This is a genomic window from Rhodovulum sp. DZ06 (assembly GCF_050586345.1).
Lineage (GTDB): Bacteria > Pseudomonadota > Alphaproteobacteria > Rhodobacterales > Rhodobacteraceae > JBOCEF01.
Genome location: NZ_JBOCEF010000015.1, coordinates 35,130 through 50,728, shown reverse-complemented (window position 1 = coordinate 50,728; position 15,599 = coordinate 35,130). Strand labels below are relative to the sequence as shown.

12 protein-coding genes are annotated in these 15,599 nt (G+C 71.7%); 7 read left to right on the top strand and 5 right to left on the bottom strand.

What is annotated here, in order from left to right:
- Positions 1–407: 407 nt before the first annotated feature.
- Positions 408–2,186 carry a hypothetical protein gene (locus tag ACQ5SO_RS08990; protein WP_430941256.1) on the top strand — a complete coding sequence of 593 codons (1,779 nt, stop codon included), beginning with the start codon at positions 408–410 and terminating at the stop codon, positions 2,184–2,186.
- Positions 2,187–2,276: 90 nt separating this feature from the next.
- Here the strand turns inward: ACQ5SO_RS08990 and ACQ5SO_RS08985 are convergent, their stop codons facing one another.
- The 4 genes from ACQ5SO_RS08985 to ACQ5SO_RS08970 all read right to left on the bottom strand — a co-directional run bounded on the left by ACQ5SO_RS08985 (position 2,277) and on the right by ACQ5SO_RS08970 (position 7,988).
- The gene (locus ACQ5SO_RS08985; RefSeq protein WP_430941255.1) at positions 2,277–3,701 is read right to left on the bottom strand and encodes a hypothetical protein; all 1,425 of its coding nucleotides are present in this window, start codon (positions 3,699–3,701) and stop codon (positions 2,277–2,279) included.
- 423 nt (positions 3,702–4,124) lie between these two features.
- Complete coding sequence (uvrB, locus tag ACQ5SO_RS08980) at positions 4,125–6,314, bottom strand: excinuclease ABC subunit UvrB (protein ID WP_430941291.1); 2,190 nt, start codon at positions 6,312–6,314, stop codon at positions 4,125–4,127.
- A gap of 548 nt (positions 6,315–6,862) precedes the next feature.
- Positions 6,863–7,447, bottom strand: coding sequence for a hypothetical protein (locus ACQ5SO_RS08975; protein ID WP_430941254.1), 585 nt, complete (start codon positions 7,445–7,447; stop codon positions 6,863–6,865).
- A 4-nt stretch (positions 7,448–7,451) separates the two neighbouring features.
- On the bottom strand, positions 7,452–7,988 hold the full coding sequence (locus ACQ5SO_RS08970) for a hypothetical protein (protein WP_430941253.1): 537 nt from the start codon (positions 7,986–7,988) through the stop codon (positions 7,452–7,454).
- Positions 7,989–8,094: 106 nt separating this feature from the next.
- Here ACQ5SO_RS08970 and ACQ5SO_RS08965 point away from each other — a divergent pair, with 106 nt between their 5' ends.
- Together ACQ5SO_RS08965 and ACQ5SO_RS08960 are read left to right on the top strand one after the other, a co-directional pair.
- Positions 8,095–8,406, top strand: coding sequence for an ETC complex I subunit (locus tag ACQ5SO_RS08965; protein WP_430941252.1), 312 nt, complete (start codon positions 8,095–8,097; stop codon positions 8,404–8,406).
- A 101-nt stretch (positions 8,407–8,507) separates the two neighbouring features.
- Positions 8,508–9,116, top strand: coding sequence for a pyridoxamine 5'-phosphate oxidase family protein (locus ACQ5SO_RS08960; protein ID WP_430941251.1), 609 nt, complete (start codon positions 8,508–8,510; stop codon positions 9,114–9,116).
- Positions 9,117–9,132: 16 nt separating this feature from the next.
- Here ACQ5SO_RS08960 and mnmA read toward each other — a convergent pair whose 3' ends face one another.
- On the bottom strand, positions 9,133–10,269 hold the full coding sequence (gene mnmA, locus ACQ5SO_RS08955; protein WP_430941250.1) for a tRNA 2-thiouridine(34) synthase MnmA: 1,137 nt from the start codon (positions 10,267–10,269) through the stop codon (positions 9,133–9,135).
- Positions 10,270–10,406: 137 nt separating this feature from the next.
- On the opposite strand from mnmA, the gene ACQ5SO_RS08950 reads away from it, so the two are divergent.
- The 4 genes from ACQ5SO_RS08950 to ACQ5SO_RS08935 all read left to right on the top strand — a co-directional run bounded on the left by ACQ5SO_RS08950 (position 10,407) and on the right by ACQ5SO_RS08935 (position 15,598).
- On the top strand, positions 10,407–10,691 hold the full coding sequence (locus tag ACQ5SO_RS08950; RefSeq protein WP_430941249.1) for a DUF1153 domain-containing protein: 285 nt from the start codon (positions 10,407–10,409) through the stop codon (positions 10,689–10,691).
- 94 nt (positions 10,692–10,785) lie between these two features.
- On the top strand, positions 10,786–11,493 hold the full coding sequence (gene ctrA, locus ACQ5SO_RS08945; protein WP_430941248.1) for a response regulator transcription factor CtrA: 708 nt from the start codon (positions 10,786–10,788) through the stop codon (positions 11,491–11,493).
- A 1,467-nt stretch (positions 11,494–12,960) separates the two neighbouring features.
- Positions 12,961–14,523, top strand: a complete 1,563-nt coding sequence (locus ACQ5SO_RS08940) for an ABC transporter substrate-binding protein (protein WP_430941247.1) — start codon at positions 12,961–12,963, stop codon at positions 14,521–14,523.
- Positions 14,524–14,626: 103 nt separating this feature from the next.
- Positions 14,627–15,598 carry an ABC transporter permease gene (locus ACQ5SO_RS08935; protein ID WP_430941246.1) on the top strand — a complete coding sequence of 324 codons (972 nt, stop codon included), beginning with the start codon at positions 14,627–14,629 and terminating at the stop codon, positions 15,596–15,598.
- The last annotated feature ends 1 nt before the right edge of the window (position 15,599 follow it).

Genomic DNA, 15,599 nt, shown 5'->3' with positions numbered 1-15,599 from the left:
AGACGGAACGGACCCGCCGACGGCCAGGCCGCCGGACCCTCCCTCCGGCCCCGAGGCCAAGAGCCCCCGTCCGGATCCTCCCACCGGACGGGGGCATTTTCTTTTCCGGCCCCCCGTTGCATGATCGACCCCTGCGCCGCCATCGCCGGCCGCGGGGCCCGGCCGCGGGGCCCGGCCGCGGGGCCCGCCGGGGCGGGCGCCCGCATTGGGGTAACTGGTTTTGGAAAGCGTCCCGCGGCGCGGTCCCGGCGTCGTCCCCGCGTCGAGGCGGCGGCCGCCGGGATCGCCGCGGGCGGGGCGCGCATTTTACGCCCTTCGTTAAAAATGCGTCAGTTTCCGCTGCGGAACTTCTAACGAAGCGTCACTCCGGTGTAATTATCGATTGAATTGCCGAGGGGGGCGCCGCGATGTCCATCCGATACCTTTTGAAACTTTACGGGCCTTTCGAATTCGGACTCCTTGGGGGCGCGCCGCTCGCCCTCGGGGCGAAACAGCAGGCCCTGATCGCCATGCTCGCGCTGTCGCCGCAAGGCTCGCGCACGCGCGGGTTCCTGCAGGACACGCTCTGGGGCAACGTGCAGTCGGCCCAGGCCAAGGGCAGCCTGCGCAACGCGCTCTCCCAGGTGCGCAAGATGCTGGGCGACCGGGCCGACGACCTGCTGACCGCCACCCGCGACCGGGTCACGCTGAACCTGTCGATGGTGGATCTCGCGGGCGATCCGGCCGACGGCGATTTCCTCGAGGGGATGGAGCTGCGCTCGGAGCAGGCCTTCGTCACCTGGCTGCAGGAGCGCCGGGACGAGATGCGCGCCGGGCGGATCCCCGACCGGCTCGAGGCCGAGCGCCTCGCGGCCGCGGGGACGCAAGCGGCGGCGCGGGCCCCGGCGCCCGCGGGCCCGGCCCCGTTCGCCGCCGCGCGCGGGCTGATGTCCGCCGCCGCCGCCGCCGCCGCCGCGCCCTTCGCGGTCTCGCCCGATCTCGAGCTGCGGCCGGCCATCGCGGTGCTGCCGTTCCGCGATTTCGGAGACGACGCGGGCGGGGGCCTGGGCGACGCGCTGGCCGAGGACGTCTCGCGCGCGCTGTCGCGCAGCCGCGGCTTCAACGTGATCTCGCATCTCTCTTCGCGCCATTTCGCGGCGCGCCGGGCGACGCTGCCGCAGGTGACGGCCGAGCTGAACCCCCGCTTCCTGGTGACCGGGGAGATCCGCGCCTCGGGCGAGCGGTTCCGGCTCAATGTCGACCTGCATGACGCGCAGTCGATGCGCCTGCTGGAAAGCCGCGAGCATTTCGGCGACGTGCCGACCTTCCTGCGCGGCGAGTTGGACGTGGCGCGCACGGTGGTGGTCGACGCCTCGCGCGCGGCGGCGCAGCTGGCGGCCGAGGCGGTGCGGGCGCGCCCGCTGCCCAGCCTCGCGGTGCACGAGCTGCTGATGGCCGCCATCGGGCTGATGCACGGCGCCGACCGCACCCAGTTCTTCCTGGCGAAGGAGATGCTGGACGCCGCGGTCGCGCGGGTGCCGGGCCGGGCCGAGCTGCACGCCTGGCTGGGCAAGTGGCATGTTCTGCGGGTGATGAAGGGGTTCGGCGGCGAGCGCGACGGCGCGCGGGCCGAGGCCATCGCCGCGGCCAAGGCCGAGACCGCGCGCGCGCTCGACATCGACCCGGTGCACCCGACGGCGCTGACCATCGACGGTTTCGTGCATTCGCACCTGGCCGGCGAGATGGACGTGGCCGAGACGCGCTATCGCCAGGCCATCGAGGTCGACGAGAACGACGCCTTCGCCTGGCTGCTGTTCGGCACGCTGCACGCCTTCCGCGACCAGGCCGCCGACGCGGTGCGCTTCACCGAGCGGGCGCGGCGGCTCTCGCCGCTCGACCCGCAGCGCTACTACTACGATTCGCTCGGGGCCACCGCCTATCTCGCCGACCGGCGCTATGCCGAGGCGCTGGACCTGGCCAACCGCTCGCTCTGCGGCAACCGGCGCCACCCCTCGACCCTGCGGGTGCGCACCATCGCCCTGCAGCGGCTGGGCCTGACCGAGGAGGCCCGCCGCGCGGCGCAGGAGCTGATGCGGCTGGAGCCGGGGCTGAGCGTGTCGACCTATCTCGGCTCGCATCCCGCGGGGCGGTTCGAGACCGGCCGCGAATGGGCCGAGGCGCTGCGCGAGGCGGGCGTGCCGCTCTGACGCCGGGCGGCGGGGCGGGCCTGGGCCGGGCCTGAGAGAAGGGGCGGCGGGATCTCTCCCGCCGCCCCTTTTCGTCCCTGGCCGGGGGGATCAGTCCTCGGCCGCCGCGATGAAATCCTCGAGCGTCACGATGGGCCGCCCGTTCCGGCGCAGCACGCCGTCCTCGGGGCGCCAGCGCCCGCCGGTGTCGCCGGGGCGGCGCCAGTAGGACATCGGATCGCGCGACACCAGGCCGACCAGCGTTTCGGCCAGCAGCGCGGCGCCGAGCGGGCCCAGCGTCTCGCCGTCGCCGCGCTCCTCCGCCTCGCGCAGAAGGTAGAGCGCGAGGGGCGTGTCCTCGGACAGCGGGCCGGACAGCGCCGCGGCGCCGGGGCCGTCGGCGATCTCGGTCGCGGTCATCGGCGCCATGCGCAGCTTCAGCGCCGAGGCGGCCATCCGGTGCACGCATTGCCCCGAGGGCAGCCCCGCCCGGCCCCCCAGCGCGACCAGCGCCGCGAGGCGGTCAGGGTCCGCGCCCGCGGCGCCGTCCGGGCCGCGATGCAGCGCGACCAGCGGCAGCAGCGCGGCGACGAGTTCGAGCGGCAGGGGCGGGATGCCGCCCGCCTCCCGCTCGGCCAGGCGCGAGAACAGCGGCGCGCCCGCGTCCGTCGCGTCCTCGAGCGCGTCATCCCCGGCCAGCGCGGGCAGGGCGGCGTTGAGGGCGAGCCACTGCACCAGCAGCCGCAGTTCCTCGCGCGCGCGCAGGAAGCCGATGGTCGGGTCGCTCTCGGGCACGCCCTCGTCCGCCAGCGCCAGCGCGGCGCGGTTGTGCAGGCGCAGGGCGGCGAGGACCAGCTTCTCCAGCAGCGGATCGCCGCCATTGCGCGGATCGGCCAGCAGCGGGCGCGGCGGGCGCATGTCGCCGGCCGGGGCCAGGGCGAAGCCGCAGGGCCGGGCGGCGAGGGGGCAGGGGTCCTCGGGGCCGTTGATCCAGGGCAGGCCCTCGGGCGCGTCGCCGCGCCCGCCGGCCAGGCGCATCATGCGCGGGGAATGCGGGTCGCGCAGGGCGGCGGCGCCGACGGGCCGGCCGCGGGAATCGCGCCCGTCGCCATAGATCGAATCGAGGTCGATCCACCCGCGCCGCCGGTTGCCCGCGGGCGCCGCGCCCGGGGTCTCGGGGCTGAGCGCGAGGCACATGTCATGGGCGATCAGCTGCAGGAAGGCGGCGGCCAGCGGGTCGGGGCGGAAGCCCGCCGCGCCCGCGTCCCGGGCGTTCCCCGCGGCGCCGCCCCCAGCGGCGGCGCGGGCCGCGGCCTCGGCGCCTTCGGTCGGGCCGGGCCGGGCGGTGGCGGAGAACAGTCCGAACCGGCCCTCGATGCGCTCCCCGGCGCGCGGGCCGCCTCGGGGTCCGGAGCGGCCGTCGGGCCCGTCCGGGGCCCGGGCCCGGTCCGGATCGGGATCGTCGGCGCCGGTTTCCCCGGAAGGCGGGTACGCCGACGGGCCGGCCTGCGCCGGGTTGGGTCGAGTGTGAGTCATGCCAAGCCCCCATCGCTTCGCAGTCGGCGGAAAATGCTCCGCCGGTCGAGGCGTGCCGTACGCGCAGGGGACGTCACGGGGCCCCCTGGCGCGCGCGCCCTGCCGCCTCGTGGTCAGGACGCATTCATCTATGAGGTCAGCTTAGCTTGGGAAACCGCGCTGTGGTTGCGAGGATTTCCAATTATCCATCATTGAAGCGTTAAAAGTGACGAAAACGTGCCGCGCCGGGCGCCGGTCTATTGGGCAAACGGCCGAAGCGCCCCCCGGACGCGGCGGAAAGCGGGCCCGGGACGTCGGTTGCGCAATGAATTGATTCGTATCTGCGAAGATGACGGTCGCCGGGGCGTCGACCCCGGCGGCGCGCGCCCCGGGACCGTTTCCGCGGCGAAGACGAAAACCGCCTCGCCGCGACCGGGGCGGGGCTCAGCGCCCGCGGCCCTTGCGCTTGACCCCGCCGCGCTGGCCGGGCCGCCCGGCGGTGGAGCGGCCGCGGGTCTTCACCGCCTCCTCCTGCGCCGCCTCGACCGCGGCCTGGCGGGCGAGCGGATCGTCGGCCACCGCCAGCTCCACGGCCTCGAGGCGCTTGATCTCGTCGCGCAGGCGGGCGGCTTCCTCGAACTCCAGGTTCTCGGCCGCCTTGATCATGTCCTTCTTCAGCCCCTCGAGATGCGCGGCGAGGTTGGCGCCCGGCTTGGGGCCCTTGCCGACATTCGCGGTGACGCGGGACATGTCGGTGTCGCCGTCCCAGGTGCCTTCCAGCACGTCCTCGATGTTCTTGCGCACGGTCTGGGGGGTGATGCCGTGGGCCTCGTTATAGGCCATCTGCTTCTCGCGCCGCCGCTCGGTCTCTCCGATCGCGCGTTCCATCGAGCCGGTGACGCGGTCGGCATACATGATCACCCGCCCGTCCACGTTGCGCGCGGCGCGGCCGATGGTCTGGATCAGCGAGGTTTCGGAGCGCAGGAAGCCTTCCTTGTCCGCATCCAGGATGGCGACCAGCGAGCATTCGGGGATGTCGAGCCCCTCGCGCAGCAGGTTGATGCCGATCAGCACGTCGAAGGCGCCGAGGCGCAGGTCGCGGATGATCTCGATCCGCTCGATCGTGTCGATGTCCGAATGCATGTAGCGCACGCGGATGCCCTGTTCGTGCATGTGCTCGGTCAGGTCCTCGGCCATCCGCTTGGTCAGCACGGTGCAGAGCACGCGGCCGCCCTTCGCCGCCACCTGCCGGACCTCGTCGATCAGGTCGTCCACCTGGACTTCCACGGGGCGGATTTCGACCTGCGGGTCGATCAGGCCGGTGGGGCGGATCACCTGTTCGGCGAAGACGCCGCCGGCGCGCTCCATCTCCCACGCCGCGGGGGTGGCGGAGACGAAGACGCTGTCGGGGCGCATCGCGTCCCATTCCTCGAACTTCAGCGGGCGGTTGTCCATGCAGGACGGCAGGCGGAAGCCGTGCTCGGCCAGCGTCATCTTGCGCCGGAAGTCGCCCTTGTACATGGCGCCGATCTGCGGGACCGAGACGTGGGATTCGTCGGCGAAGACGATGGCGTTGTCGGGGATGTATTCGAACAGGGTGGGCGGCGGCTCCCCGGGCGCGCGGCCGGTGAGGTAGCGCGAGTAGTTCTCGATGCCGTTGCACACGCCGGTGGCCTCGAGCATCTCGAGGTCGAACTTGGTGCGCTGTTCGAGGCGCTGGGCCTCGAGCAGCTTGCCCTCGCCCTCGAGCTGCTTGAGGCGGACGGCGAGCTCTTCCTTGATGCCCTTGATGGCCTGCTGGATCGTCGGGCGGGGGGTGACGTAGTGGGAGTTGGCGTAGATGCGGACCTTCTCGAGGCTCCCCGTCTTCTCGCCGGTCAGGGGGTCGAATTCCTGGATCGTCTCCAGCTCTTCTCCGAAGAACGACAGGCGCCAGGCGCGGTCCTCGAGGTGGGCGGGCCAGATTTCGAGCGAGTCGCCGCGCACCCGGAAGGCGCCGCGCTGGAAGGCGGCGTCGTTGCGCTTGTATTGCTGGGCCGTCAGCTCGCGCATCACCTCGCGCTGGTCGTATTCATTGCCCGCGACCAGGTCCTGGGTCATCGCGGTGTAGGTTTCGACCGAGCCGATGCCGTAGATGCAGGACACGGAGGCGACGATGATGACGTCGTCGCGCTCCAGCAGCGCCCGGGTGGCCGAGTGGCGCATCCGGTCGATCTGCTCGTTGATCTGCGACTCCTTCTCGATGAACGTATCGGTGCGGGGGACGTAGGCCTCGGGCTGGTAATAGTCGTAGTAGGAGACGAAATACTCCACCGCGTTGTTGGGGAAGAACTTTTTGAACTCGCCATAGAGCTGCGCGGCGAGGGTCTTGTTGGGCGCGAGGATGATCGCCGGGCGCTGGGTTTCCTCGATCACCTTGGCCATGGTGAAGGTCTTGCCGGTGCCGGTGGCGCCGAGGAGGACCTGGTCATGCTCGCCGCCGCCGAGGCCCTCGACCAGCTCGCGGATCGCGGTGGGCTGGTCGCCGGCGGGCTCGAACTCCGTCACCATCTCGAGGCGCACGCCGCCTTCGAGCTTGGCCTTGGCCGCGCGCGCGTTCCCGGCCTGGGGCGCGTCGTAGGGCAGGTCGGGCATGTGGTCGGGTCGGTTGTTGTACATCGCGAGGGCCTCCGGAAGCGCAATGTGCGCCTTTGCGGGCGGGATTCAACCACGCCGCGGGACGTTGCCGACAGGGGGTGTCAGGAGGGTCCGCGAAGCTTCGAAAAACTTGCGCAGAATGCTGGGCGTCCCGTTCATGTTAACGTTCCGGCAACCTGTTTGCACGATGTTGACCTTGTCGCCGGGCCGATCAGGGTTCGCACGCCAGGGTCGGGTCGGGGACAGCAACTGAAGGGAGTCATGATCGTACGCGGTCTGAGGCTTCGCCGGCGCCCCTACCCCCACGTTCTGAGGACATGGGCGCCGCCGGAGCAGCCGCCGGCCCTGCGCCAGCACCACCCACCCCACCCCTCGCTCCCAGCGCGCGGTCGGCGGCCTCCTTTCGAACATCACTCAAACCCGCGCGTCGGTTCGGCCTCACCCCCCGAACCGGCGCGTTTCGTTTTGGGGCCGGGCTGGGCGGGGGCGGGCGAGGACGAGCGGGGTCGGGCGGGGACGGGCGAGGACGGGCGGGGCGGGGCGGCTCAGCCCCCGTCGCGCGCCGCCTTGCGGGCGGCCTTGCGGGCCGCGCGGGCCTCGGCCTCGGCCGCCGCGGCTTCGGCCTTGCGGGCCGTGCGCGCCGCGCGCCGGGCCTCGGCCTGCGCGTCGACCTTCCGGCGCCGCGCCGCGCGCGCCGCCTTCGCCGCGGCGCGCATCGGGGCCTCGCGGCGCAGCTGGTCCTTCAGCTGCGCGTCCCTTGCCTCGGCGCACAGGGGCAGGGACCAGAACGCCATGCCGACCATCACCGGCAGGCCGAGCAGCAGGCCCAGCCCGGAGATCAGCAGCAGCGGCGTTTCCACGGCGCAGGCGACGTCGATCTGCAGGGGCAGCCAGAGGGGGATGGTGCAGGGCGCCGCCCCGCCCGCGGGCCAGAGGACGGCGATGGCGGTGAAGAGGAACGCGGCCGCCATCATCGCGCCCATGCCCGTCGCCCCGACGCGGAAGCAGAACCGGCAGAACCGGGCGCGCCGCGGGGCGTTGGGGTCCGGGGCGTCCTCGTCGCGCGCGGCGGCGGGGGCGTTCGGGTCGGGGGCGCTCGGGCCGGGGGCGTTCAGGTCGGGCGCGCGCATCGTCTCAGTCCCCTTTCCCCTGCGCGGCCCTGCGCGCCGCTTTCCTGTGCGCGCGGGCCTCGGCCCCGGCCGCCGCGGCTTCGGCGTTGCGGGCCGCCCGCGCCTCCCGCGCCGCCTCGGCCCGCGCCCGCGCCCGCGCCGCCCGGGCCTTCGTGCGCGCCACCGAGGCGGCGGCCAGCGCCGCGTGCGCCTCGGCGCAGGGCCCGGACCTCCACACGAGGACGCCGACCGCGAGGGCGAGGAAGCCCAGGGCGAAGGTCGCCAGGGCTGCGAACATGGCGGCGCGCAGGGTGCAGGACACCTCGTGCGCGCCGTGAAGACCGCCCCCCTGGGACAACATGCAGACGCCGCCCGTCAGCTCCAGCGAAACGGGGACGCCCCCGCCGACCCCGGCCGCGACGGCCGAGAGGAACACCGCCGCGAGCCCCGCCCAGCAGAGCCGCCAGCACAGCAGGCAGGCCCGCAGCCTGCGCGGGGCGTCCGGGTCCGGGATCTCGCGCACCGGGTCCCGGACCTCGCGCAGCGTGATCTTCGTTTCCATGCCCGCTCTTCCCCCCGCGTCCCCATGCGGCGCCGCCTGCGCTTGCGCGGCGCGGCGCCCCGGTGCATACCGTGGCCAAACAGTTCCAGCCGAGGAGCGCCAGCCCATGTTCGCCCGCATCTACCGTCCCGCCAAGACCGCCATGCAGTCCGGCACGGCCAAGACCCACCAGTGGGTGCTGGAATACGCGCCCGAACAGGCCAAGGCGATCGACCCGCTGATGGGCTGGACGGGCTCGGGCGACATGCGCGGCCAGGTGAAGCTGACCTTCGACTCGCGCGAGGCGGCCGAGGATTACGCCCGCCGCCACGGCATCCCCTTCCAGGCCTATGAGCCGAAGGAGCGCAAGCACAACATCCGCGCCAAGGGCTATGGCGCGAACTTCGCGACCGAGCGGCGCGGCGCCTGGACCCACTGAGGGTCCCGCCCGACGGCCGATCAACGCCCGCCCCGACCGGCCGTCGGGGCGGGCGTTCGCGTTTCCGCGCCCCCTCTCTTCCCCCGCCGCAGGAGGCCCCCATGCGCCGCATCGAGACCCTGGACGATCTCCACGCCCTCTATGGAACCCCCGGCGAGGCGTCGCTGGTGAAGGAGGCCGCCGTCTTCACCCCGGCCTACCGGAAGATCATCGAGGCCGCGCCCTTCTTCGCCCTCGCCACCGCGGGGCCGGAGGGGCTGGACTGCTCGCCCCGCGGCGACCGGGGGGCGGCGGCGCGGGTGGCGGGGCCCTCGACGCTGCTGATCCCCGACCGGCGCGGCAATGACCGCATCGATTCGCTGCGCAACATCATCCGCGATCCCCGGGTCGGGCTGATGTTCCTCGTCCCCGGCCATGGCAACGCGCTGCGGGTCAACGGGCGGGCCTGGATCACCGATGACGAGGGCCTGCGGGACGGCTTCGCGGTGGAGGGCAAGCCGCCGCGCACGGTGATCGTGGTGGAGGTGGAGGCGATCTATTTCCAGTGCGCCCGCGCCATCATCCGCGCGGGCCTGTGGGACGCGGCCGCGCAGTCGGCGGCGGACGGACTGCCCACCCCGGGCGAGGCGCTGCGCGAGCTGAAGGCGGGCTTCGACGCCGAGAGCTATGACGGGAGCTGGGCGGCGCGGGCGGCGCAGACCATGTGGTGAGCGGGCCGGGGCGGGTTTACGCCCGGGTCTTGATCCAGCCGCCGCCGAACACGCGGGATCCCTCGGGCGCGTAGAAGACGCAGGCCTGGCCGGGGGCCACGCCCTCTTCCACGCCGATCAGCTCCACCTCGGCGGTCGTCGGCCCGGTGGGGCGGACCATCGCCGGCGCCGGCGGGCGGGTGGAGCGGACCTTCACCCGCATCTCCCACCCCCCCTCGGGCGCGTCCTGGAAATCGCCGTCGCCGAGCCAGTTGACCTCGCCGATGCCGATCCGCTTCGTGCCCAGCGCCTCCTTCGGGCCGACCACGACCTGGCGGGCGTCCGCGTCGAGCCGCACGACATAGAGCGGCGCGGCGCTGCTGATGCCGAGGCCGCGGCGCTGGCCGATGGTGTAGTGGATGACGCCGCGATGCGTCCCGAGGACCGTTCCGTCGAGATGGACGATCTCCCCCGGCTCCGCCGCGCCCGGGCGCAGCTTCTCGATCACGTCGGTGTACTTGCCCTGCGGCACGAAGCAGATGTCCTGGCTGTCGGGCTTGTCCGCGACCGAGAGGCCATGGCGGCGGGCCAGTTCCCGCGTCTCGGCCTTGCTCACGAGATCCCCCAGCGGGAAGCGCAGCGCGGCCAGCTGTTCGCGGGTGGTCGAGAACAGGAAATAGCTCTGGTCCCGGTCCGGGTCGGCGGCGCGGTGCAGCTCGGGCCCGTTCGGCCCGTCGACGCGGCGGATGTAGTGGCCGGTGGCCATGCAGTCGGCCCCCAGCTCCTTCGCTGTCTGCAGCAGGTCCTTGAACTTCACCCGCTCGTTGCAGCGGATGCAGGGAATCGGGGTGGCGCCGGCGAGATAGGCGTCGGCGAATTCCTCGATCACCGCCTCGCGGAAGATGTTCTCATAATCCAGCACGTAATGCGGGAAGCCCTTGGTCTCGGCCACCCGGCGCGCGTCGCGGATGTCGAGCCCCGCGCAGCAGGCGCCCTTCTTGGCCAGCGCCGCGCCGTGGTCATAGAGCTGGAGCGTCACGCCGACCACGTCGTAGCCCTCCTCGGCCAGCATCGCGGCCACGACCGAGCTGTCCACGCCGCCGGACATGGCGGCGACGACGCGCGTCTCGGCGGGGGGCTTGGGCAGTCCGAGGGAGTTGAGCGGGGCGGGCATGGCGGCTCCTTTCTCGGCGCACATAACGGGCGCGGGGGGCGCGGGCAAGGGTCGGGCGCGTCCTTCACCAGCCTTTAAACACCGTCCCATACCCTTCGCGGCGGTGGTGAGTGCAATTAGCGGACGAGGGGTCTGCCATGATGAGAGAACAGGAAAGCCGTCCCGACAAGGTCGTCGGGCCGGACGGGGCGCTTCTGACCCGTGAGGATCTGCCGAGCCCGAACACGCGCCGCTGGGTGGCCCGGCGCAAGGCGGCGGTGGTGGCGGCGGTGACCGGCGGGATGCTGTCCCCCGAGGAAGCCTGCGCGCGCTGGGACCTGAGCGAGGAAGAGCTGGACAGCTGGTGCCAGGCGACGGCCCAGCACGGGGTCAACGCGCTGCGCACGACCGCGCTCCAGAGATATCGTTCAACCAAGAGTTGAATTTTCCTGACAGGGCCCGTTAAGGTGGTAACGGTTCATTGAGGTTTATCAACCAGTGTGACGAACCTGACGTTCACCCTGACGGAGCCGTGCCATGCGAGTCCTGCTGATCGAGGATGATCCCGCGACCGCGCAGAGCATCGAGCTGATGCTGCGCAACGCCAACCTCAACGTCTACTCGACGGATTTGGGGGAGGAGGGGATCGACCTCGCCAAGCTCTACGACTACGACCTGATCCTGCTGGATCTCAACCTGCCCGACATCACGGGCTACGACGTGCTGAAGAAGCTGCGGCTGGCCAAGATCGAGACGCCGATCCTGATCCTGTCCGGCGACGGAGAAACCGAGAGCAAGATCAAGGGCTTCGGGTTCGGCGCGGACGACTACCTCACGAAGCCCTTCAACCGGGAGGAGCTGGTGGCGCGAATCCACGCCATCGTGCGCCGGTCGAAGGGGCACGCCCAGTCGGTGATCTCCACCGGCAAGGTGAAGGTGAACCTCGACGCCAAGACGGTGGATGTCGAGGGCAAGCCGGTTCACCTGACGGGCAAGGAGTACCAGATGCTGGAGCTCCTGAGCCTGCGCAAGGGCACCACGCTGACCAAGGAGATGTTCCTGAACCATCTCTACGGCGGCATGGACGAGCCGGAGCTGAAGATCATCGACGTGTTCATCTGCAAGTTGCGCAAGAAGCTGAGCCAGGCGACGGGCGGAGAGAACTACATCGAGACGGTCTGGGGCCGCGGCTACGTGCTGCGCGATCCCGCGCCGGAAGAAGCGCCGGTGAAGATCCGCGCCTGAGGTCCGCGCCTTACCGGGGCGCATCCGCCGCGCCGGGCCTTCGGGCCCGGCGGGCCGGGGTCGCCGACCCCCACGCACGCGCGAGGGTGAACGTCTCGCGCTCCGGCGGCCCTTACGGGCGGCGCCGCGTGCAGAACCGCGCGTGGAGCCGACATCGACCTGCGGGCGAGCCTGCAGGCCGCCTGCCGCATATGGCCCGCACGCGTCTTCTGGCGCGTGCGGGCCTTTTCGTTTCGCCGCATCTCAGGCGGCCGCGCATCCCCGGGGTGCTCAGCGTTCGGACAAGTGTCGTCTGACCGGGCGTCGTCTGGCTGGGCGTCGGTGGGCCTGGCGTCGTCTGGCGGGGGGGCGGTGGGCCCGGTGTCGCTGTGGTGCGCGTGGCTGGACCGCGCTTCGTTGGGCTGCGCGACGGGCGGGGGCGGGGCGCAGCGCTGACCGGTGCTATCGTCCCGGGGCCGTCCGGGCGACGCTGAATACGTGACGCCGGCGAACCGCGGTTCCTTCGGTTGCGCGTGGGGCGGAGGCAGGGCGGAGCGCTGGCCGGGGCTTTGGCCTTGGGGCCGCCGGGCGACCTCGATGAGAGGCGATGACGGACGGCGCTTCGTTCGGCGGCGCTGCGGGCGGCGGAGCGGCGCCGCTCCGACCGGAGATTTCGCCCGAGGGCCGTCCGGGCGACGCCGATACGCGAGGCCGGTGAACCGTGCGTCCTTCTTCTGCGCATGGCGCAGTAGAGGGGGGCGGCGCTGACTGGCGCTTTGGCCTTGGGGCAGCCCGGGCGGCTCCGATACGCGACGGTGGCGCACCGCGCTCCCTTCGGTTGCGCATTGGGCGACGGTGGGGCGCAGCTCCGACAGGTTCTTTTCCGCGGGGCCGCCCGGGCGGCGGCGGCTACGCAGCGGCAGACCGCGCGTCGTTCGGCTGCGCGGCGGCGAAGCGGCGCAGCGCCGACCGCGGCTTTCGCCCCGGCGGCGCCCGGCCGGCGCTGGCGCGCGAGACCGGCCGACGGCGCTGCGCGGGCGGCCCCCGGCCCGCGCCCCCTGCCGGCGCGCGGGCCGCATCAACCCTCGGGCGCAAGGGGCGGGGGCGTCGACCGCCCGGGGCGATGAGGCGCCCCGCAGGCGCGCCGCCGCCCGGCGAGGACGGGCGCGCGGCGCGGGTCCGGGTTTTACCAATCGGTCACATTTTCGCGAGCGGAAACCCGCAGGGCGGCCCGGGGCGCCCGAACTCTGGGCGAAACCCCTGCAAAGGCGCCGAAAACGCGGGCGCCGCCCCCCGATTTCGAGCGCGCCGCCCCCTCCTTACGCTACGTCGCCTGAATGAAACGCGGGTTCGCCGCTTGCCGCCTGCGGAATGCCGTTGCAGTCTTCCAACAGACCCGGCCCCCCGGTTCGAGACGGCGAAGACCGTCCGGGCGGGGGCGCGGCCGAACGCCGTGCGCCCGGGACCAACGACAGCGGAGAGAGCACCATGAAAAAGAGCCTGATCCTCGGCGCATCCGTCGCCGCCCTTCTCGCCGGCCCCGCCGCGGCCGAGAACGTGCTGCGCTGGACCAGCCAGGGCGACGCCCTGACCCTGGACCCCCACGCGCAGAACGAGGGGCCGACCATCGCGATGAACTACATGCTGTACGACACGCTCGTACGCCGCGACGCCGATATGAACCTCGTGCCCTCGCTGGCCGAAAGCTGGGAAGCCGCCCCCGACGGCTGGACCATGAAGCTGCGCCAGGGCGTGAAGTTCCATGACGGCTCCGACTTCACCGCCGAGGACGTCGCCTTCTCCATCACCCGCGCGCGCGAAGGCGCCTCGGACTTCAAGGAGCAGGCCGAGAACGTCGCCGCGGTCGAGATCATCGACGACTACACCGTCAAGCTGGTGACCACCGGCCCGAACCCGATCCTGCCCAACCAGCTCACCTCCATCTTCATGATGGACAAGACCTGGGCCGAGGCGAACGGGGTCGAGATGGCCCAGGACTTCAAGGCCGGCGAGGAAACCTACGCCGTGCGCAACGCCAACGGCACCGGCCCGTACGCGCTCGTCTCCCGCGCCCCGGACGAGAAGACCGTGCTGACCCGCAACCCCGACTGGTGGGGCTGGGCCGCGGGCTATCCGGGCAATATCGACACGGTCGAGTATCGCCCGATCTCCAACGCCGCCACCCGCGTCGCGGCGCTGCTGTCGGGCGAGGTGGACTTCATCCTCGACCCGCCGCTGCAGGACCTCAAGCGCATCGACGGCGCCGACGGGCTCGGCTACAAGACCGTCCCCCAGGTCCGCACCATCTTCTTCGGCATGGACCAGGGGATCGCCGAGCTGCGCTCCTCGGACGTCAAGGGCAAGAACCCCTTCGCCGACCAGCGCGTGCGCGAGGCGATGAACCTCGCCATCGACAAGAAGGCGATCCAGCGCGTTGTGATGGAGGGGCTGTCCTTCCCCGCGGGCATGATCACCTCGCCCGGCGTGCTCGGCAACACGCCCGAGCAGGACGCGGTGCGGGAGTATGACCTCGACCGCGCCAAGGCGCTGATGGAAGAGGCGGGCTACCCGGACGGCTTCACCGTCCAGCTCGACTGCCCGAACAACCGCTACATCAACGACGAGGCGATCTGCCAGGCCACCGTGTCGATGCTGGCGCGCATCGGCGTGAAGGTGAACCTCGAGGCGATCCCGAAAGCCCAGCACTTCCCGAAGATCGCCAACCGCGAGACCGACTTCTACATGCTGGGCTGGGGCGTCCCGACGCTCGATTCCCACTACGTGTTCTCGTACCTGCTCGACAGCGACGGGTCCTGGAACGCCACCGGGTACTCCAACCTGCTGGTCGACGCCGTGACCGCGGCGATCACCACCGAGACGGACATCCCCAAGCGCACGGCGATGATCGACATGGCCTGGAGTCAGGTGGCGGCGGACATGCCCTACATCCCGATCCACCACCAGGTGATCGCCTGGGCGATGTCGGATGCGTTCGACATCCCGATCGCGGCGGACGACCGCCTGCGCGTCGCCTACGCCGTCAAGAAATGACGCCGCGCGCCCGGGGGCCCCGCGCCCCCGGGTCGTTTCCGCGCGCCGCCCCCGCTGACGGGGGCGGCGCGTTCCATGCCATCCCAACGACATCGGAGCGCGCATGTTCGGCGTGATCGCACGCAGGCTCGTGCAGAGCATCGGGGTGATGCTGGCCGTCTCGGCCATCTCCTTCGCCCTGTTCAATTTCGTCGGCGACCCCGTGAGCAACATGGTCGGCCAGGACGCCACCCAGGAACGCCGGGCCGAGATCCGCGAGGCGCTCGGCCTCGACGATCCGATCCTGGTGCAGTTCGGGCGCTTCCTCGGCAATGCCGCGACGGGTGATTTCGGGCTGAGCTACCGGCTCGGCACCCCGGTGAACGAGCTGATCCTGGAGCGGCTTCCGGCGACGCTGGAGCTGGTCGCGGTGTCGGCCGTGATCGCGCTGGTGCTGGGGATCTCGGCCGGGGTCTATACCGGCATAAGGCGCAAGGCGTGGCTGTCGCGCTTCCTGCTGTCCTCCTCGCTGATCGGGGTGTCGCTGCCGACCTTCATCATCGGCATCGGGCTGATCTATCTCTTCGCCGTGCACCTGCGCTGGCTGCCCTCCTCGGGGCGCGGCGGGGTGGTGGACCTCGGCTGGTGGAAGACCTCGTTCCTGACGGTGGACGGCTGGCGGGCGATCATCCTGCCCGCGCTGACGCTGGCGCTGTTCCAGACCACGATGATCCTGCGCCTCGTGCGCTCGGAGATGCTCGAGGTCATGCGCACGGACTTCATCAAGTTCGCCCGCGCCCGCGGCCTGTCGGAGCGGGCGATCAATTTCGGCCACGCGCTGAAGAACACGCTGGTGCCGGTCATCACCATCATCGGCATCAATATCGGCAACCTGATCGCGTTCTCGGTGATCACCGAGACGGTGTTCCAGTGGCCGGGCACGGGGCTGATGTTCATCCAGGCGGTGGACTTCGTGGATGTGCCGATCATGGCCGCCTACCTGTGCTTCGTGGCGCTGATGTTCGTCGCGATCTCGTTGATCGTCGATCTTCTCTATGTCGTCATCGACCCGCGCATCCGGATCGGGAGCAACTGAC